At 36.9% G+C, this 19,928-nt stretch carries 16 protein-coding genes and 1 pseudogene; 11 read left to right on the top strand and 6 right to left on the bottom strand.

Going from position 1 to position 19,928, the window contains the following annotated elements:
* From QCH34_RS00335 to QCH34_RS00320, 4 genes and pseudogenes are all read left to right on the top strand, one after another.
* Window positions 1-149 (top strand): annotated as a pseudogene (locus QCH34_RS00335) (DNA topoisomerase VI); the annotation flags it as partial.
* A gap of 250 nt (window positions 150-399) precedes the next feature.
* Complete coding sequence (locus QCH34_RS00330; protein ID WP_300328162.1) at window positions 400-2,049, top strand: hypothetical protein; 1,650 nt, start codon at window positions 400-402, stop codon at window positions 2,047-2,049.
* 101 nt (window positions 2,050-2,150) lie between these two features.
* Window positions 2,151-3,113 carry a glycosyltransferase gene (locus QCH34_RS00325; protein WP_300328159.1) on the top strand — a complete coding sequence of 321 codons (963 nt, stop codon included), beginning with the start codon at window positions 2,151-2,153 and terminating at the stop codon, window positions 3,111-3,113.
* Complete coding sequence (locus QCH34_RS00320) at window positions 3,110-4,075, top strand: glycosyltransferase (protein ID WP_300328156.1); 966 nt, start codon at window positions 3,110-3,112, stop codon at window positions 4,073-4,075. Before QCH34_RS00325 ends, QCH34_RS00320 begins: the two co-directional genes overlap by 4 nt.
* Before the next feature lie 210 nt (window positions 4,076-4,285).
* On the opposite strand, the gene QCH34_RS00315 is transcribed toward QCH34_RS00320, so the two are convergent.
* Window positions 4,286-5,227, bottom strand: a complete 942-nt coding sequence (locus QCH34_RS00315) for a hypothetical protein (RefSeq protein ID WP_300328153.1) — start codon at window positions 5,225-5,227, stop codon at window positions 4,286-4,288.
* Window positions 5,228-5,833: 606 nt separating this feature from the next.
* Between QCH34_RS00315 and QCH34_RS00310 the strand changes: the two genes are divergently transcribed.
* From QCH34_RS00310 to QCH34_RS00285, 6 genes are all read left to right on the top strand, one after another.
* Window positions 5,834-7,519, top strand: coding sequence for a CDP-glycerol glycerophosphotransferase family protein (locus QCH34_RS00310; protein WP_300328151.1), 1,686 nt, complete (start codon window positions 5,834-5,836; stop codon window positions 7,517-7,519).
* Window positions 7,497-8,624 carry a glycosyltransferase family 4 protein gene (locus tag QCH34_RS00305; protein WP_300328146.1) on the top strand — a complete coding sequence of 376 codons (1,128 nt, stop codon included), beginning with the start codon at window positions 7,497-7,499 and terminating at the stop codon, window positions 8,622-8,624. The genes QCH34_RS00310 and QCH34_RS00305 overlap by 23 nt, the downstream gene beginning before the upstream one ends.
* A gap of 8 nt (window positions 8,625-8,632) precedes the next feature.
* On the top strand, window positions 8,633-9,727 hold the full coding sequence (locus tag QCH34_RS00300) for a glycosyltransferase family 4 protein (RefSeq protein ID WP_300328141.1): 1,095 nt from the start codon (window positions 8,633-8,635) through the stop codon (window positions 9,725-9,727).
* Between the two features lie 80 nt (window positions 9,728-9,807).
* Entirely contained in the window at window positions 9,808-10,740 is a 933-nt protein-coding gene (locus QCH34_RS00295; protein WP_300328138.1) for a glycosyltransferase, read from the top strand.
* A 102-nt stretch (window positions 10,741-10,842) separates the two neighbouring features.
* Window positions 10,843-12,546, top strand: coding sequence for a DUF6044 family protein (locus QCH34_RS00290; protein ID WP_300328135.1), 1,704 nt, complete (start codon window positions 10,843-10,845; stop codon window positions 12,544-12,546).
* A 441-nt stretch (window positions 12,547-12,987) separates the two neighbouring features.
* A complete protein-coding gene (locus QCH34_RS00285) occupies window positions 12,988-13,995 on the top strand; it encodes a polysialyltransferase family glycosyltransferase (RefSeq protein WP_300328132.1) in 1,008 nt (335 codons plus the stop codon).
* Between the two features lie 80 nt (window positions 13,996-14,075).
* Here the strand turns inward: QCH34_RS00285 and QCH34_RS00280 are convergent, their stop codons facing one another.
* Entirely contained in the window at window positions 14,076-14,795 is a 720-nt protein-coding gene (locus QCH34_RS00280) for a glycosyltransferase family protein (protein ID WP_300328128.1), read from the bottom strand.
* A 69-nt stretch (window positions 14,796-14,864) separates the two neighbouring features.
* Between QCH34_RS00280 and QCH34_RS00275 the strand changes: the two genes are divergently transcribed.
* Window positions 14,865-15,623, top strand: a complete 759-nt coding sequence (locus QCH34_RS00275) for a TIM barrel protein (protein ID WP_300328126.1) — start codon at window positions 14,865-14,867, stop codon at window positions 15,621-15,623.
* On the opposite strand, the gene QCH34_RS00270 is transcribed toward QCH34_RS00275, so the two are convergent.
* From QCH34_RS00270 to pseB, 4 genes are all read right to left on the bottom strand, one after another.
* On the bottom strand, window positions 15,615-16,118 hold the full coding sequence (locus QCH34_RS00270) for a GNAT family N-acetyltransferase (protein WP_300328123.1): 504 nt from the start codon (window positions 16,116-16,118) through the stop codon (window positions 15,615-15,617). The two genes, QCH34_RS00275 and QCH34_RS00270, sit on opposite strands and share 9 nt — an antisense overlap.
* Window positions 16,119-16,203: 85 nt before the next feature.
* Window positions 16,204-17,256, bottom strand: coding sequence for a pseudaminic acid synthase (pseI, locus tag QCH34_RS00265; RefSeq protein ID WP_300328120.1), 1,053 nt, complete (start codon window positions 17,254-17,256; stop codon window positions 16,204-16,206).
* A gap of 1 nt (window position 17,257) precedes the next feature.
* The gene (gene pseC, locus QCH34_RS00260) at window positions 17,258-18,403 is read right to left on the bottom strand and encodes a UDP-4-amino-4,6-dideoxy-N-acetyl-beta-L-altrosamine transaminase (protein ID WP_300328117.1); all 1,146 of its coding nucleotides are present in this window, start codon (window positions 18,401-18,403) and stop codon (window positions 17,258-17,260) included.
* Window positions 18,404-18,424: 21 nt separating this feature from the next.
* A complete protein-coding gene (pseB, locus tag QCH34_RS00255) occupies window positions 18,425-19,399 on the bottom strand; it encodes a UDP-N-acetylglucosamine 4,6-dehydratase (inverting) (protein ID WP_300328113.1) in 975 nt (324 codons plus the stop codon).
* Between the last annotated feature and the right edge of the window lie 529 nt (window positions 19,400-19,928).

Raw genomic sequence — 19,928 nt, 5'->3', positions numbered from 1 at the left:
GCTTCGACACCGAGTACTGGAAGAAGCAGATCAATTTACAGCTGCAGATGAAGCTCAAGTCAGAACAGCAGGCCTTCGCCAGCCGCGGCCTCGATTTCGTGACGAAGGAGTATCTGCCCAACCGGCTTTCCGAGATGGGGATTATTTAACAATTTTTTTATTGATTTTATTCTAAGAATTCTACAATGAGTAGGACGCTTTTAGAATACGTAAATTTATATTTAAAAGAACAAAATTTCCCCCAAATATGCCGTTCTTCATATATATACATCTCGATTTAATCGAAAAATATGGTGAAGATGAGATCAAATCTCTTGGCAAAAATGCTGCTTCTGTTGGCTATTGCTTAAAAAAACTTGGATACATTCGTGAGATGATGCAATATAATCGAGGGAAATTATGGATAAAAAATCAATAATCGACTCAATTGAGAGTTTTTCTTTAAAACTGACTGCACGATACCAATCAACACGTATTGAAAAATATCTAGATGTGATTTCTGTTGCTCTTATTTGTGCTATAGGGAGTATTATTCGAATTCGTGGATTGATGTCGCTCAATTTTTCAACGACAATCCCTTACAATGGTGGCGGTCTTTATTATTTATTTATTCAAACAATTATCGCGAACCAATTTGACTATCCATCTTTTATTCCTCACTTTACTGTCGATGGTCTTCCTTTTGTTTATCCTCCACTTTGCTTTTATTTTTTAGCAGCTATATCGGTATTTTTTGGTATCGATCCTCTTATTTTAATTAATTTCTCGCCAACAATCATTAGTATAATCAATATATTCGTGTTTTTTCTGTTATCAAAAGAATTATTTAAGGATGACAAAAAATTGACGTATTTTGCTTCTTTATTATTTTCAATTTCACCTATTGTAATTTATCCAAAATCCTTTACATCTGGATCCGAATTAATCCATGTGGCAGGTCTGACATTACTCCTTTTAGGTATTTTATTCCATATAAGAGCAAGAAAAAGTCAAAAATTAATTGACTATTTAGTTTTTGGAGTAATTCTTGGACTGACCATTATTACAAGTCCTGCAGCAAGCTTGCTTCTTATTGTATTCTGCATAATTGACTATGCGTTGCATTACCACAAAATAAAATTTAAATACAAGATTATTGGACTATCATTATTAATAGCATTCTCAATAAGTTTATTTTGGATTTTAAATGTGTACGTTAATCATGGTTTTGAGCCAATATTATTGGGTTATCTGCATAAACAGGGAACATCAGTATCATGGTTTTTAATAAAGAATGTAGCGAAATTTTTTATACTTAATAATTTCAGCCCATTTTTCCATCCTTGGTTTTTGGTAATTCTAATCGGAACTGGGTATTGCCTACTTCAAAAGCAATTACTCTATCCATTCTGGTTTTTGGGGTGGTTATTTGCTCCTGAATCGTACTATTATTTGTTTATCCCTGCCATTTTCTTGATAACAATCTGTCTATTTAAATTTATTATTCCAAATTTGATATACGATGCAAAAATTGGACTGGATAAAACGCATGCAAATATTGTTGTCAGTTTTATTCTGCTTTCAATGCTTATTTTGCATCCTATCGCACAGGAAACAATTGATTCTTATAATTCGGGGGGTAATTCAAATGAATCGCTGTCTCGTATTCAAAAGGAACAACTGGATTTCGTTGCCATGAAATGGGTAGCAGAAAATACTCCTGATGATTCCGTTTTCATCGCGAAAGACATTATCTACACTACAAAAGAAGAAGGTTGGATGTATGGTGATTGGTTTCCAGCAATATCGAAGAGAACCACACTGAATGTACATTTTGGAAGCGAGTGGACGGGAGAATTCCCTCAATTGTGGGAAATTGACGAGGAAATCTGCCAAATTAAGACTCAAAGGGATTTATTTTCTATTTCAGAAGAGAATGACTTAGATTTCACACACCTATATCTTCATAAGACACAAATAAACCATGATATCCTAAAAAATCTATTAACATCAGATCGTTTTGTATTAATTTATGAGAACCAGTATGTGAGTATATTCGAAAAGACGTGATTAATATGGTTGTGTCTATGAATATTTAATGCGTTACTGATATGATGGAGATTGTATCGTAATTCATCAAAAATAATTATTGACAACAAACGGGTGTTTGCATGAATAATGTTCAAATTTCAGTGATAATATGCACATACAATCGATCGAATATATTATCTGGGTCTATTGAGAGTTTGATGCATCAAACGGCGGATAAAGAAATTTTTGAGATAATTGTTGTTGATAATAATTCTACCGATAATACAAAAGAAATTGTGAATCAATTCAGAAATGCTGAGAATTTACGTTATATCTTTGAACCCAACCAGGGTTTGTCTCATGCAAGAAATCGGGGATTCAGGGAGGCAAAAGGCGAATATGTCGCATATATCGATGATGATGCCCGTGCAGACCCAGACTGGATAACAGGGATTTATATGATGCTCCAGGAGTTGAATCCAAGGCCCATCGGCATTGGCGGGCCGATATATCCATTTTATCTCTCCGAAAAACCGGATTGGTTTCTCGACGAGTATGAGATACGAAGCTGGGGCGATGCACCGCGCTACCTGAAAAAGGGCGAATTTTTTTCCGGTTCGAACATGGTCTTTTCCAAGGCGGTTCTTGAGCGATTAGGGGGGTTCGACATTAATCTTGGAGTGAAAGGGGAAACGCTCAATCTTGGCGAGGAGACAAGACTCTTCAATAAGATATGGGATGAGTATAATGAAAAAGAAATGTTCTATTATTCACCCGACCTGAAGGTCTACCACCTCGTGCCTGCTGACAAGATGAACCTGCACTATTTTTTCAAACGGCGGTTCATGGTTGGTCAATCAAGCCTCCAAACCCTTTACAGCCCTCTGGACAACTTAAAAAAAATCAGCCTAATTGTGGGATTTTCAGGGTTTATCTTGTATAAAACCATCGTTGCGATCGTGAAATTGCCATTCTACCGGAGCTTCCACACCTGGGTGATCGAGTGCATGAACCCGGTGATCGTGGGCCTGGGGCTGGTCTGCGCCTGTGTCGGGATCCGGTGCTCCTTCGGCCAGTTCAAGATCGCGGAGAGTGAGCGGTGAGTCCGCCGGCAATCACCGTTTTGATGACGGTCTACAACGAGGAGCGGTTCCTGCGGCAGGCGATCGACAGCATCCTCGCCCAGACCTACTCGGATTTCGAGCTGTTAGTGGTCGACGATGCCTCCACCGATTCCAGCCCTACGATCCTGGCGAGTTATACAGATCCCAGGGTGAGGGTGGTGACTAACGAGGAGAACATGGGCTGCCCCCGCTCCTCCAACCGCGGGCTCGCCCTCGCCCGGGGCCAATACATCGCCAGGATGGATGCCGACGACATCGCCTACCCCCACCGCCTCGCGGTGCAGCACGCATTTCTGGAGCGCCATCCAGGGATAGACCTCGTGGGCTCCTCAAACGAGCTGATCGACGAAGAGGGGAAGGTCATCGGCGCCTGGCGCGGGCGATTCGGCCCGGAGACGGTCTACTACCTCCTCAACTTCAGAAACTGCCTCACCCACTCGACCGTGATGTTTCGAAAGGAGTTCGCAGAATCGATCGGGGGCTACAATGAGAGGGTGAAATGGGCCCTTGACTACGACTTCTACCACCGGGCCTCGAAGGCAGGCAAACTCTATCGCATGGACGAGGTACTGGTCCAGTGGCGCTCCATGCCGGCCAAATCGCAGGAAAAATCCCGCGGCCAGAAGGAGACGGTCTACGCCGTTCTGCGGGACAACTTCTCCCGTCTGAATATCGGTGAGATCGATCACTCCACGCTTGCCATTCTTAATAACCAAAAGATCCTGAATGAAGGATCATTCAGCTACAACGAGATAAAAAAAGCCCTATCCACTCTTTTCCTGGCGAATAAGATCATCCTCGAAAAAGCACCCGAGTTTCTTAGCAGATTGTTCTTAATTGGAGCAATGATCGTATATTTACTGTTTTTTGTTGGAAATATTTTTATTTCATGGATTTTTGTCACGTTCTCACGTGTTTTTGGTTCAATTTCCAAGCGTTAGTTCTGATTTTTCGCGAGCTGTGCAAGGGTGTCTCATGTATTCTCGTTCATCCCGCAACACCCACAAAGCCCTTCTTCCAGCCGTCGGAAGTCTATAGTATCTCGTTTTTTCCTCCATTGTGTATCAGGATGAATATCGTAAAAATCATGGCAGATATTGCGGCAGAAGTCATGATTATTTAACTATTAGCAATCTTGCCTTTTCCAAGATTCATTTTCTTAGAAATTTTGCAATTTTTCTGCCAGTATACGGAACATTTCGCTTGAAATAAGTAATTGGGTTCCAATTGAACAATTTACAAATATCTTCAGGAGATTTTTTAAATTCTAACCCCAATTCTTTGTTTCCAATCCAACTATGAGATTTTTGGTCGAAATGCTCCCATAATATTTCATGATACTGGTCTTCAAATACACCAGAATCGTATAATTTCCTTCCTTCCCATTGTTTGAAGTTCCATTCTTCGGATTTCGCAGATCCTAAAATAAACGTTTTCCTTTTCAAATAAAGGCCATAAAAAATTGCAGTCGAGAAAATATTCGATGAGATAAATTCATGCTCATATGCATGCTTGCAAAACGCGAATAAAAAATTTGGATTATTGTCTCGATGACCTAATGTAATAACATTGATACCATTATTTTCAAACAGTTTTCTAATACTTTCATTCTCATATTCACGCCAATAAAGGCATGCTGTAATTGATTCGAATTCGTTATGCAAAAAATTGATATCAGCTAGGTACCTTTGGAAAGTATTGATTGGATCGACAAAACCTTCACTTTCACATGAATGAATGGGAAATAATAACACACTGTTCGATTTTGTTTCAAAATCAAATTTGATTTCTGGCAAATAAATAAACGGCGCTCCGATTGCTATAACGTTATTAAATCCATATTTGTGTGCATTGGTGAGGTTATTTCCATTCCATATAAAATATTTTTTCAATTTCACTTTTTCAGAAATATCTCGCAGATCTCCATGTATCCCATGATCAATATGCCAGCCATGCTGTAATTGACCGGGAATAATATACGGCAATCTTACCCGGGCATAGTTTCTCATGATGACATTGTGCCCGTACATCTGATTGTTGAAGGAGTCACTTTCGAAAAACAGATTATATGCTTTATAAATCAGGTTATTCATAATTATCCTATTTTTATATATATATGAATCTCATTTTAATTATTTTTTCATGAGATCTCTTTTTATACAGTTTAACTTTTATTAATTTAACTTTTTATTAATTTAAGCATCCTTTTAAATTTATTAGTCTCTACAAGGAAGGGATTTTCATGCAAGCCATTACTTGGATGTCTACATAAATTATTAGCTCAAAAATAAATTTTTTGCAGTTGAAAAAGGGCCAAAGCGTCTGTCAGCTTGATGAAAGTGGTGGGGGTATCGCTCGTTCATTTGGAGATGGGAGTTTCCATGGAGATCATTGTGTTGATCATGACATAATTCATAGGAAAATCTCTCTGTTTTGGCATGATGGGTGAGTATTGTGATAAGATGGCTGTCACTATCGCAGGGGGAGGGTACATGAGCGGATTACGAGATGGTGGTGCTAATCTTATTTTAGAGCCTTTTATCAATATTATTCATCAAATATCAGAATCACATAGATCAAATCACGAACCTAAGGTGAAACTCATGATTGTACTATTCCAGCGTGGTAATTCCGTGTCAAATGAAAATTTCTAAAAAGGAAGTTTTCTAATAAATATATAATTGTAATATGAGATTTTTATGGATGAAAGTACAATTAGAATAACCAATAACATTATAAAATCAGAATTATCTGACAATAATAATTTACTCCAGATGACAAGATATCGTGACATTGCCTTCTGGTGGATTGCTGATTTTGAATTTGCGAAAAAGATTGAATATTTTAAAAAATCGGAGCAAAATTCTCAAGTTACTAAGAACTGGTCAATTAGAGAAGTGTTTTTTAAATCTTACATTTATTGTGATTTACTCTATAGTTTTTTTATGAAATATCTCGCAATTTCAATCTCATCATTTCAGAAAAATGCAACTATATCGCCGAATAAGGGGAAAATATTATTCATTTCGCTCGATCGTTGGTGGAATTTCATTGAAAGCAAGAATAAAAAAGGTGACACGTTTTTTGAACCAGTGCTAGATAAATTAAGGGATCGATTTGAATTAATTGGAACCTGGCACATAGATATTCATCCATTTTCAGAAATCCCAACGTTCATTGATAAATGTTTAAACTGGGATATTAAGTATATACCATATAATGTTTTTTGGTCCCTTGAAATTTGGAAAAAAGAAAGGGATGCGGTTCATTATTTTCAAAACCAACTTGAGTTGATCCAGAGAGACGAGAGATTTAAAAAATTATGTCAAGAGAATGAAATCAATTATTATCAGGTGATTCAGGAATTACAAATGTATTTTTCGTTTTTATTTCCTATCGGATTAAAAACAATAGAGTTATTCAGGTCCATGTTAAGGAAAGAAAAACCCGATTTACTATTAATTCAAAGTGAATATGGATGGGCTGAGCGCTGCTTGTTAATCGCTGCAATAGAAGAGAATATTCCAACATTGGCAATCCAACATGGGAATATTTCTAAAACACATCGAGGATATATGTATGATGGCGCAGATATTTCTAAAGATAACAAAGTCTGTTTTCCTTATTGTCCAATACCCAATAAATTCGCAGTTTTTGGATCATACTACTGTGATTTACTAATAAACAGTAGTTATTTTCCGGAAAATTCAATGGTAGTAACCGGACAGCCTCGTTATGATTTCCTTTCAGAAAATACCACTAAATCTCCAAGTGGAGATATTAAAAATGAATACGGTATACATCAGGATGAAAAAGTAATTTTATGGACAACGCAATCTCACAGTTTAAGTGAAGAAGAAAATCTCGAGAATATCAGGACGATACTTTCAGCTATAAAACAAGTAAATAATGCTTGCCTGGTGATAAAACAGCACCCGAATGAACCTGAAAAATATCAGGATTTATATAAAAAAACTTCGGAAGAGTTCCCCTTTATTAAAACAATTATTCCTGACAAGAAATGCAACACATTTCAATTAATAAGCATCTGTGATCTGATGATCACAAAAAATTCAACCACTGCAACTGAGGCAGTTGCAATGGAAAAACCAATCATTATTTTGAATGTAAATGGAAGTGAAGATCCGATATCCTACATTGAAGAGGGTGTTGCTATTGGAGCATGTAATGCAGAGGAATTATCTAATGTAATTGTTAATATTCTTTCCAATGAGATTGATTTACCAAAGAATAGAGAGATTTTCATTAAAAAATACCTGAATAATTTAGATGGTCAGGCTTCCAAACAGATTGCAGAATTGGCTGAAAGAATGATTGCAGAAAATAATAAAGCGACCTGGAATGGGGAAAATTTCAATAAATAATGAGACAATATTGGAGATATTGATGAATCTACACGATAGGAAGAGCAAAATTTCCATTATCATGCACGCGTTCGCTGATGAAAATGATTTTGTTGCTCAAAATTTAAATGCCAAAGAAATCAGTTTAAGACTCGATCCAGTCAAATATCACATTTTTATGTTTCATAAAAATAAACCGGATCCCCGCATACTGAAGAGAAAAAACATTGAATTAATAAAAGTATCAGAAAATAAGTATTTTGCGTCAATACAGGTATTATTTGAATTATTAAAAAATTCAAGTGATATTTTCTTTTATGTCCGCACATTCGAAATCGATTATTTCTATTTCCTGTTGAAGCGTTTTTTTGGAGATACAAAATATACTATTCATTCTATTGAAAATGTTCTCCCATACCCAACAAATAGAAAAATGTACCATATTATTGCAAAATCAAATGCATTGCATTCAGATTATGTTACGTCAGTCAGTAACTATGTAGCTGAAACCGCTGAAAATGAGTATAATATTCAAACAGACGTTGTTTATGTTGGTATTGATACATCGTTTTTTTCCCCCTCAGATCACAAAATGAACTCTAATATTGAAGTATTATTTGTTGGTTCATTACAGAAGAGAAAGCGTCCTAATCTGGTTCTTGAGGCTGCAAAACAATTCCCCGAGCAAAAATTTACCATTGTCGGCAAGGGCCCTCTAGAGGAAAACTTACGAGTTACGATCGAGGAAGAAAACCTGTTGAATGTTTCAATTTATTCTCATTTGTCCTCATCCGAATTGCTTGAAAAGTATCAAAGTGCTGATATATTCTTATTTCCCTCAGTGCATGAGGGTTTTCCAAAAGTAACACTTGAGGCTGCTTCATGTGGATTACCTGTTATCGCTTTTAACAATTATCAAACAGAGACCGTTGTCGATGGGAAGACTGGCTTTATTGTTGGATCAATTGATGAAATGATGGAAAAATTACGTTTGTTGATTGAAGATAACGATTTAAGGGTAAATTTTGGTAAGAATGCACGAGAATATGTCAGAAGATTTGATTGGGAAGAAATTGTGAAAAGATGGGATGAGATCTTTTCGAAAATTATAGGTTTAAAATATTGAGGACGCTAATGAGAATTGTATGCTTTAGCGTATGGTTTTACGATTATGTCATTCAAATGGCTAACGCTCTCTCCAAATATGCGGATGTACTACTTATTTTGCCTGACACGCTCTCAAAAGATGAAATTGAAGAAATTAATGAAAATGTGAAATTTTTATCATTCAACTTCTCAAAAAGGATATTACATCCAACCAACATTCTTTCCTGGCTACGGATTAAAAAGGAAATTGAGGATTTTTCACCGGATATCGTGCATGTTCAGGTTCAAGGCCTATTTCTTTGCCCGTTATTGATTTTACTTAAAAAGTATCATATAATTGCCACATTCCATGATATTGCTCCCCATGAAGGAGAAGAAAACATATTTTATCGTTTAATATTAATTATTTCTCGATTATTTTCAGATAAGATAATTGTTCATGGCCAAAATCTTAAAAAATCGATAATAGAGGATTTTCATGTAAATTCTGAAAAAGTATTTTCGATACCAATAGGCGAGCATGAAGTTGCACCTTTTCATAAACGTCTTAATGCAACTATAAGAGAAGAAAAAAACACCATATTGTTTTTTGGTCGAATTTGGAAATATAAAGGGCTTGAATATCTTATAAAGGCAGAACCCCTCATTACGAAAAAAATCCCCGACGCCAAAATTATTATCGCGGGGACAGGCGAGGATTTTACGAAATATCAGGAAATAATGGTGAATAAAAATCGCTTTACGGTATACAATTACCGCATTCCTTACGAGGAGGGAGCAATATTATTCCAACGGTGTAGTGTTGTAGTACTTCCTTATATTGAGGGTTCCCAGAGTGGAGTGATCCCCACCGCATATAGCTTTAAAAAACCGGTGATTTGTACGGATGTTGGTAGTTTAGCCGAAATTGTTGAAAACGGTAAAACTGGATTGGTTATACCCCCAAAGGATGAAATTTCTTTGGCAAATTCCATAATTTATTTACTTGAAAATGATGAAAAACGGAAAATAATGGGTGATGAAGGTTATAAAAAATTGAAATCAGATTTATCCTGGGAAAATATTTCTAAGGATTTGATTTGTATTTACAATGGAATAAACAATCATCTCCAATCAAACTGAAAACAAAACGTAATTTATTAATGAAGTCTAAAAGTGCAATCGAGTAATGCTATGCAAATTTATTATTCTGATGTGGAAAAATGATTGTTGATGGTCCCTTAATTTCTGTTGTTGTGTGTACGTACAATCGGGCAAAATTTCTCCAAGATTGTTTAGACTCTTTAGTAAAGCAGGAATATGATAATTTTGAGATCATTGTGGTAAACGGCCCTTCAACAGACAACACACATGAGATTTTGGGAGGATTTTCAGTCAGGGTAATCCAGCAAACGGGCAAAGGAGGACTTTCCGAGGCAAGAAATATTGGAATAAAAAATTCCAAGGGAGAAATTATTGCCTTTATTGACGATGATGGTGTTGCAGAGCCAAATTGGCTAAATGAATTGGCAAAGATCTATGGTAGAGACGATATCGGCAGTGTAGGGGGTAAAATATTGCCGATATGGCACGGGACAAAACCTGATTGGTATAGTGATTACCTTGATTCCTATTTGTCATTATTAAATTACAGCCAGGAACGAAGGGAAATGATTTTTCCCGATACACCATTCGGTTGTAATATGTCGTTCAGGCGAGAAATATTTGATAGGATTGGCCTTTTTAATACGTCATTGGGAAGGTGCCCTTCGAATTTATTGTCATATGATGAAACAGACCTTTATCACCGTTTAAATGAGACCGGTTATGCTGTTATCTACAACCCAAAAGCAATCGTTTACCACCAGATCGAAGCGTCAAGGTTGTCAAAAGAATGGTTTCGGAGCAGATCTTATTGGAATGGTGTATCAGCTGCAATTTTTGACACCATCAGCTTTGGAAAATTGTTTTTGCTAAAAAATATGCTTAGAAAAATAACAATTACTCTACCACGGAAATTATACAAGTATTTTGAAGAAAAAATGAAAAAAAACGAAAAGAAGCTTTTTATTCATCAATTATCGATATTTTCAATTATTGGTTATGTTGAAAATGGGTCATCTTTGATATTTAAGAGGGAAAAATTTTTTTTGTAATGGGATTACCCCTTGACTATTGAAATAAAAAAGAAACAAATTTGAATCAATATTAAATGGATAACCATAATAGATCTAGGTGCATAGCTATTTTGAAACCAAATGTTTGGGAAAAATTTGAGTGAATATTTTATTAATTTTAATATAAAACAAAAATCAAAGTTTTTTATTCCAATGGTTGTATTATTTCTCTATTTTATACCGTTTTTTTTGATGAATGAGCGCTCTTCTCTACCAATTATTGATAATTTGGATTCTAATTTTGTATGGGAGATAATTCTACTGAGATCAAACGCTCTTTTCGGGGCAATTGATTCAATAGTCCCGTCCGTCATGGGGGGTATTCCTCGGAATTGTTTTCCTTCAGAATGGAATCTAGTCCACATATTCTTTTTTGTTTTTGAACCCTATTTGGCATACCTCTGTAACCTCATATTAATCCATGTAATCGCCTTCTTTGGGATGTATTTCCTATTATCCAGACATTTTATCAAAGAAGATTTAATATCAATTGGGGTTGCTCTTGCTTTTGCACTGCTCCCGTTCTGGCCATTTGGCTATTTAAGTATAGCAGGATTACCGTTCGCACTTTACTCTTTTCTTAACTTCAGAAAAGGAGAATATTCTTTTGTTGACTGGATCATTCTTGCTTTAATCCCATTTTACTCCTGGTTTGTTTACAGTTACATTTTCTTGTTAGCTTTAATGATTTGTGTCTGGTTATACGATGCAATTAGAAAAAAATCAAAAAGTGTATTCCTTCAATCAATAATTTTTATGCTTTTAATGTTTTTATTCGTCGAGTATAGGTTGATTTATTCACTTTTTTTCGACAATTCATTTGTATCGCATAGAAGTGAATTCAACGTACCTGCAATCATTTTTCCATCAATTGAAAATTCATTGAGTAGTGGCATAGAATTGTTTTTATTTGGCCAGTTTAATTCCTATTCTTTTCAATGGGTAACGATAATTTTGTCATTAATTATTTCACTAATTATTATTTATAGAAAAAAGCTGTTCAAAGGTAATTTGAATTTATTTGTATTCGTTTCATTTGTTTTAATTTCATCTTTTTTCTATGGATTTTATTACATGTTGCCAATGCCCAATATTTCGGGTTTTCAATTTAACCGATTAATGTGGCTCAATCCATTATTTTGGCATTTGATATACGCAATATCTCTTGCGATTATTTTTCATGCAAATAAATATGGTAAAATAATAGTGATATTACTGATTGGTATACAAATTGGATGCCTATTTTGTTATTGCGGAGATGAAAATACGCAGGCGGGTGGTTACGGTCTAATTCAAAATCAAAGGATGAATTTTCACGATTTTTTCTCAGTAGAACTATTTTCAGAAGTTAAAGAATCTATTGGAAAACCAGTTGATTCATATAGAATTGTATGTATCGGTTTCCACCCTGCCATTGCGCAATATAACGGCTTTTATACTGCAGGTTCTTACCAAATTAATTATCCATTGAATTACAAGGATAAATTTCGAACATTAATCGAAAATGAATTGAATAAAAAAATGGAGATCAAAAATTATTTTGATAATTGGGGGAGCAGATGTTACCTATTCACATCTCAAACTGCAATAAAATCTTATTCCATGAAGCACGGAATGCAAATTAGTCCAAATCTCAATTCATCAGCATATCAACCATTAGAGATAAAATATATTCTCTCATCTGTTGAAATCGAAAATCCGGTAGAAAATAATATTGAGTTCATAGGTATTTTTGAAAATTCCAGATCTCCCTGGAAAATTTGGGTATATGCAACAATAGTTTAATTGAAACCCTTCAATCTATGAGGAGCCTTTACCCTTATCATAAAATGAAATATATGCTTAATTTATATTTTCAGAAATTAAATCATTAAATTCTTGATTAGCAAAAAATTTACAAATAAAATATCTGATGGACATGAAAAATATATGAATATATAAGGGATAATTCTATGAATTAACTTCAAATTATTAGATAAATTTGAAAAATTACTGAGATATCTGATAAGTATTGGTCTTTCATCATTCCGTATTTGAATAGATAAAATAATCTAGAATAAATTCATAAAATTCAGGGATAATACTAATCAATTATTATTTATTACATTACAGACAAGAATTAATTGGTTGTTCATCGTGAAAAGCGTGTATATTGCATATACGCCATATCATGTTATTCTTTCTTGTGGCCATGCATTGAGATATGATAGTGACGACGACAAATATATGGTAATTAATTCAAATTTTTCTGATGCTAAACAATTTCATCAGGCACTATTGAAATGGCCAAATAATCCATTCAAAAAAATATTAATCATTGAAGGCAATTATAATTCATCTCAAAATGCTGATGATAGAATAAAAAATAATCTTGATTTATTGGGTAAAATGATTATTAAAGAACTATCTGAATCTTTTACATTATTTATTTTCAATGATATTCATATCGAAAGTGAATTTATAGCCTATATAAACAAAAAGAAAGGAGGAAAAAATGTATATATTGAAGATGGTATAGCCGCGTATAATAATCATGTTTTCCCACCCAAAAAAAATCTAGTTAAAATTAAGGAAAAGATTAATTATGGTTTCTGGTATGAAACACCGAGAATACTTGGCTGCTATAAATATATTGACATGTGTTTAGTATTTTATCCAGAATTAATTCGGCCTGAATTGGAAAAAAATAACATTATGCGATTAGAGAAAGACATTATCACAAATTTTGATAAAGAACTCTTAAATTCCTTGATTAATGAAATTTTCCCAGAGATTTTTGAAAAAAATTTAGGATGTATGATTATTTTACCAAACTCTGAAAATATCGATCCATCAAAATTGAAAAATATTCAAAATATTTTAATTTCTATCATTAAAACTTTAGGTCGATACAACATAAATAGTGCAATAAAATATCATCCAAGGGAAAAAAATACGGGCTTTATCAAACTGAATCCAAATGAGAGCGTTACAATAATTCCACAATCACTTCCCTGCGAATTAGTTTTTTTGGCAACAAAGAATCATCCTCCAAAATATGTCATTGGTGATGAATCTACAGCACTCTACACATCAAGGATGATTTATGGTGAGAGTACATTTACGATTTCAATGAGTAAAATCCTGTGTAACAACAATGATTTTGAAAATTTATTCTTTCACCCCGTATTTCAAAAATTAGGAATAATAGTTCCTGATTCTTATGAAAATATTTTAAAGCTCATTGAAAAATGAATAATAACTTTCTTTATTATCAACTAATGGTCTTATAAACATTGCCAGGTCGAACATATATCAAAAATATATTTGATTATTTAAATCACAATATCCTTTCTTATTCTATTTATTTCCGCAATGTGAGGATTTTCACGCACAATTTCGATAATATCGCGCCATGGTAGGTCGTCAGCTCGATATTCTTCGATTAAAACCCTCGTCAACTCAAAATCTTCTGGATAATCTACAGTGAGCCGGTAGTTTGAGAGATCCTCTTCTAGCGAGCGCTCTCGCACGGAAAAGATGTTGGGATGTTTCATCACGTATGGTGTTACATGCTCCCGCTCTCCCTTTTCGGTCGCATTCTTCCATGCCGCTTCAAGGGCCGAAAATTGGAGAACTTCTGCATCAATTCCGTGGGGATATGTCCTCTTGCGAATGCGATTTGAGACATAATCAGCGCCCGAGTCCTTGAGATCTCTAACCAGTGTATCGATCACAATCGGATCAGCAAATGGACAGTCAGAAGTTACTCTGACAATAATATCCACACCAATTTTTTTGGCAGTTTGGTAATACCTATCGAGAACATCATCCTCATTTCCCCTATAGCAATTGATTTCATTTTTGTGGCACCAATCAGCAATTATGTCGTCTTTTAATGAGGTCGTTGTGGCGACAATTACCGCATCCACGGATTTCGCCTGCTGGCACCGATGAACGCAATAATAGAGAAGTGGTTTTCCCGCAATTTCCTGCATGGTCTTTCCTGGCATGCGTGAAGAGTTCATGCGTGCCTGGATGATCACCGCTATCATGATGATGTATTGGTACGGCTATGATAGAACATTTATGCCTTGGAACCAGAATTTATTTTGGCGTGTCAAATGCAACATGAATTTTTTCCCGGCCTGAAACTCTGGTCCTCGAACTCCAATTTAATTGAAGAGGCGGAAAAATTAGTCATTTCGGGGCTCTTTTCTTATATTGAACTGAATCCAATTCCTGGGACTTCTATTGAGCCATTCCTTGAAAAAGATGTACCATTTATAATTCATGCAACCACTGAGAGGTACAGCGTCAACATTGCGAATCCTGAACTCAGAGAATATAATATCGCGTGTATTTCACGCTCTCTAGACTGGGCAGATCAGCTGGGTGCGCAATATGTCATTCTCCATCCGGGTTTCGGGCATATAGAGGATGCAATACACTTTTTGTCATACATTGATGATCCTCGTGTAGTAATTGAGAATATGCCTAAAGTAGGTATTAATGGAGAGCAGATGATTGGATATTCTCCCGAACAAATTAATGAATTGAAGGGGGAAAAATTTGGGTTCTGTTTTGATTTAAATCACGCAATTAAAGCTGCAATCAGTGAGAAAATTGATTACAGAGCGAATATTCTGAGATTTTTCGGAATGAATCCGGATATGTTTCATCTGGCTGATGGCCGAATTTCTCATGAGACCGATGAACATCTGGGTTTTGGCGAGGGGGATTATGATGTTCGATTTTTATTGCGTAGCATTGTTGAGAGTGTCCCCTTCGAAAAGAGATATATTACGTTTGAAACCCCCCGAAAAGGGTCTTCCCTCTCCGATGATATAAAGAACATACGCTATATTGAAGATTTAATTTAGCAACTGTGCTGCTTGCCTTTCAAGAATGAAGTGATTAACGCACTGATTATGCATAGATACAGTCCCTTTGGGTATATATCCTGCATTGACGAATGCTTTAATTGAAGCTGAATTTTTTTCTTTAACATATGCGTGAATCGTTCCGATTGATGTCTCTTCAAAGAAACGATGTGAACCAAGGGATATTATCTGTTCACCCAACCCTTTCTTTCTGAAATTTTCATCAACAAGCACCGATACAACTGCCTCATCATCCTGAATTGAAAACCGAATCTGGCCGACGGGGACATTATTCTCATTAATTGCTAGGTAATAGATGTGATTGGGATCAATTAATTTGCTAAAAAACCACCTGGTATGTTCTTCAATATCAATAAATTCTTTAGAAAACGAATTTTCACGAGTTTCTTCTTCATTGATCCATCTGTGTACCAATTCGCAATCATTTTTGGTTGCTTTTCGAAGATGAATGGAGTATTTTGGTACATTATTCATGTTTCATCAATATTTAACACGTTACAGATTTGTGCTACATAAATTTTTGTTCCAAATTAACTGATAGAATCGGGTTAGTGATTAACTATCGATTTTCTATCATACGCCAATCAAGGGGGGTGCCCTTTTTCAATGGAATTTTTGCCTTTTTGTCTAATATATATATTAGATTTTTCGGATGCATACCATTACCGGGCCTGATTGATCGAACATTTTCTTTTGTAAACGTTTCGCCTTTTTGGATGTCCTCTACCACAAAAAGCGAACGAGCAAAAACCCGATTTTGTTGCATTTTATCGGTAAGATCATATCGAATGGTACCGAGGGCGCGCTCCCCATTGCGAATGGCACAAGTCATCTGGGAAAATTCATCCGGCTCAAGGGAAAATGGGGCGTCTGGACCACCTGCGGAGCGATCAAGCGTAAAATGTTTTTCAATGACGCTTGCTCCAATTGCTACCGCGGCAGCAGGGACGGCGATACCGGTTGTGTGGTCTGAGAGTCCGGAGATGGTATTGAATGCCTCAGCCATGTGGGGGATGGTGCGAAGATTTGCTTCTTCAATTGGCGCGGGATAGGCGCTGGTGCATTTGAGCAGAATAATTTGATCATTCCCCATCCTGCGGCATGCCAGCACTGCCTCCTCGATATCACAGAGGGTTGCTATCCCCGTTGATATGAGTATTGGTTTGCCTTTCGATGCCACATATTCGATGAGTGGAATGTCGGTGATCTCGAAAGAAGCGATCTTATATGCTGGTATATCCAGTTCTTCAAGAAAGTCAACGGCGGATGGATCGAAGGCTGTTGAGAAGAATATTAACCCCTCATCTTCGGCAATTTTTTTGAGATCGGCATGCCATTCCCAGGGAGTTTGGGCTTCTGTATAGAGATCGTAGAATGTTCTTCCATCCCAGATCGTTCCCTCAGATATAGTGAACAGCTCACTATCACAGTCTATCGTCATCGTTTCCGGCGTATATGTTTGCAATTTGATGGCATCCGCCCCGGATTGCTTTGCTGACCTGATGATCTCTACTGCAGTATCAAAATTGCCGAGGTGGTTAGCCGACATCTCGGCGATGATAAATGTCGGGTGTCCTGTTCCGATTTTACGTTCCCTAATTTGAATTTCCATCTCAACTCACTCCTTTGCATGCATCGCATACCGCATCAATGACTCGATTAACGTCTTCGTCAGTCATTCTCGGAAACATCGGAAGAGAGAGCTCTTGTTCATAGAATTTTTCTGCGTGAGGATAATCTCCGCGACCGTATCCGAAATTCGTCATATAGAACGGTTGAAGATGAACAGGTATGTAGTGCACCTGAGTGAGGATCCCTCTCTCTCTTAAATTGAGCATCAACTCTTTCCTGTCGCACCCGGTACACCGTACTGGATAGAGATGGAATGCGTGGCGGGAATTTGACCATGGTGGACGGGGCGGGATTAAGATATTCGGAATATCCTGAAACGCTTTATCATATGCACCTGCGATCTCACACCTTCGAGACAGGAATTTCTCCAGTTTTTTAAACTGGGAGAGACCCAGTGCACACTGGAGATCTGTGATCCGATAGTTGAATCCAAGCACATGCATTTCGTAATACCATGGACCGTCAATTCTCGTGAGAACATGAGGATCCTTGGTGATACCGTGACTTCTGAATAGCCGTAACTTTTCGGCAAAGGTCTCGTTATCAGTGACGATCATACCTCCTTCGCCGGTGGTGATGTGTTTTACCGGATGGAAGGAGAACATTGTCATATCTGCTTCCACTCCGACTTTGGTTCCATATCGTTCTGATCCGAGTGCGTGGGCAGCATCTTCAATAATAATTAAATCATGCTTTTCGGTAATCTCATTAATTTTTCGCATATCCACGGGGTAACCCGCCATATCGACAGCTGCAATCACTTTTGTTGTCTTTGTGATTGCATCCTCGATCTGGTCAATGCTCATACAAATTGTATCTGGATCAATGTCTGTAAAAACAGGTTTTCCGCCGCAATATACTGCCGAATTTGGGGTTGCAACGAACGTTATTGGTGATGTTATCACCTCGTCACCATGACGGACGCCTGCAACGTACATCGCTGCATGTAAAGCGGAAGTGCCGGAATTGAATGCAACGGCATGTTTGACACCGATATAATCGGCAACGGCTCGCTCGAACTCTTCAATTTTTGGCCCCTGTGTGATCCAGTCACTTTTAAGCACATTGACAACTGCCTGTATATCATCCTCATCGAGCCATTGCCGCCCATATGGTATCGGATCCATTTCTGAAACCTGAAATGATTTTTAATTCACAATACTTATTAAATTCTCAATATCGAGCCATATTTCGTTGGTATTGCTTGCATATCGGAATCCTTCTGGCATCTGTTTCCCAATTCGTGGTTGATTATTTTTCCAAAATTTGATTTCCGGTTCGATTACATAGTAATCATCCATTTCAAGAGTGTGGCGTGCCTCATCTTCAGTGATGAGGATTTCATGGAGTTTTTCACCTGGACGAATGCCAATATAATTGATTTTGCATTCCGGTGCAATCGCTTCGGCAAGATCAGTGATTTTCATGCTGGGGATTTTGGGAATAAATATCTCCCCACCGTGCATTTCTTCAATACATTTGGTAACAAGGTGAACTCCCTGTTCTAGGGTGATCCAGAATCTTGTCATGCGTTCGTCGGTAATGGTAATGGTACCGGTTTTCCTCTGTTCTTTGAACAGTGGAATTACACTTCCTCTACTGCCGATAACATTTCCGTATCGTACACACGCGAAGCGCGTTTCGCGATCGCCGGAGTAGGCATTTCCCTGCACGATAAGCTTTTCAGCAGTCATCTTTGTCGCACCGTATAAATTCACTGGGTGCACTGCCTTATCAGTGCTCAGGGCAACGACCTTTTTTACTTCGTTATCGATCGCAGCGTTGACGATATTGCTTGCACCATCAATATTTGTCCTCACCGCTTCGATTGGGTTGTATTCGCAGGCAGGTACTTGTTTCAGTGCCGCAGCATGGATAACGATATCAACATCATTCATTGCTCGACTTAGCCGTGATCTGTCCCTCACATCTCCAATAAAAAAGCGAAGTCTTTCATCCTGAAATTCCTTCTGCATCCCCCACTGTAAAAATTCTCCACGAGAGAATATGCGGATACTTTTTGGATTGTATTCCTCGAGGACTATTTTGGTGAACATTTTCCCGAAGGATCCCGTTCCGCCGGTAATCAGGATATTTTTGTCGTCAAGAAAAGACATCATCATACAATTTGCTTTGCTGATAATTATTTTTGTGTATATAGAATCCATACTACATAGAAATCGTGGCAGATTCTATGGAAAACGAATCATTTTTCATTTGAAGAAATCGATTCGATTAAATTATAGTGAAATAAAAAGTGAAAATCGCGTCAGTAATTGTTTCAGATTCCAAGTTCGTTAAATACTCGTTTTCTTTAAAGAAATGAGGAAGTTCTGAGGAATTATCCTCCATGTTGACTCGCACCGTAAAAGAAAGTCATTTGAGTTGTTTTTGGAGATCTTCGTCTTCAGAAGATTGATTTTATCTTCTAGCGAGTCTGGAAGGGGCTGTTTGCTTTCATCAAACGAATGAAACCTTGCCTCTAACTATCCACCCGATTGATACAGTTCATAATACTTCCCATGCTTATCCATCAAGTCAGCGTGGGTGCCGCTCTCGACAATCTTCCCTTTGTTCATGACATAGATGATGTCGGCCCGCCGGATCGTCGAGAGCCGGTGGGCCACGATGAAGGTGGTGACCGTCCGGGCG

This window comes from Methanocalculus sp., assembly GCF_029762515.1.
Lineage (GTDB): Archaea > Halobacteriota > Methanomicrobia > Methanomicrobiales > Methanocorpusculaceae > Methanocalculus.
Note: the sequence above shows the minus strand (reverse complement) of the source record. Positions and strands in the feature narration are given on the sequence as shown.

Excerpts from the sequence above, each read along its gene's own strand:
- QCH34_RS00330 (WP_300328162.1), top strand. The coding sequence starts at position 400 with ATGGATAAAAAATCAATAATCGACTCAATTGAGAGTTTTTCTTTAAAA.
- QCH34_RS00325 (WP_300328159.1), top strand. The coding sequence starts at position 2,151 with ATGAATAATGTTCAAATTTCAGTGATAATATGCACATACAATCGATCG.
- QCH34_RS00315 (WP_300328153.1), bottom strand. The coding sequence starts at position 5,227 with ATGAATAACCTGATTTATAAAGCATATAATCTGTTTTTCGAAAGTGAC.
- QCH34_RS00310 (WP_300328151.1), top strand. The coding sequence starts at position 5,834 with ATGGATGAAAGTACAATTAGAATAACCAATAACATTATAAAATCAGAA.
- QCH34_RS00305 (WP_300328146.1), top strand. The coding sequence starts at position 7,497 with ATGGGGAAAATTTCAATAAATAATGAGACAATATTGGAGATATTGATG.
- QCH34_RS00300 (WP_300328141.1), top strand. The coding sequence starts at position 8,633 with ATGAGAATTGTATGCTTTAGCGTATGGTTTTACGATTATGTCATTCAA.
- QCH34_RS00295 (WP_300328138.1), top strand. The coding sequence starts at position 9,808 with ATGATTGTTGATGGTCCCTTAATTTCTGTTGTTGTGTGTACGTACAAT.
- QCH34_RS00290 (WP_300328135.1), top strand. The coding sequence starts at position 10,843 with ATGTTTGGGAAAAATTTGAGTGAATATTTTATTAATTTTAATATAAAA.
- QCH34_RS00285 (WP_300328132.1), top strand. The coding sequence starts at position 12,988 with ATGGTAATTAATTCAAATTTTTCTGATGCTAAACAATTTCATCAGGCA.
- QCH34_RS00280 (WP_300328128.1), bottom strand. The coding sequence starts at position 14,795 with ATGATAGCGGTGATCATCCAGGCACGCATGAACTCTTCACGCATGCCA.
- QCH34_RS00275 (WP_300328126.1), top strand. The coding sequence starts at position 14,865 with ATGCAACATGAATTTTTTCCCGGCCTGAAACTCTGGTCCTCGAACTCC.
- QCH34_RS00270 (WP_300328123.1), bottom strand. The coding sequence starts at position 16,118 with ATGAATAATGTACCAAAATACTCCATTCATCTTCGAAAAGCAACCAAA.
- pseI (WP_300328120.1), bottom strand. The coding sequence starts at position 17,256 with ATGGAAATTCAAATTAGGGAACGTAAAATCGGAACAGGACACCCGACA.
- pseC (WP_300328117.1), bottom strand. The coding sequence starts at position 18,403 with ATGGATCCGATACCATATGGGCGGCAATGGCTCGATGAGGATGATATA.
- pseB (WP_300328113.1), bottom strand. The coding sequence starts at position 19,399 with ATGATGATGTCTTTTCTTGACGACAAAAATATCCTGATTACCGGCGGA.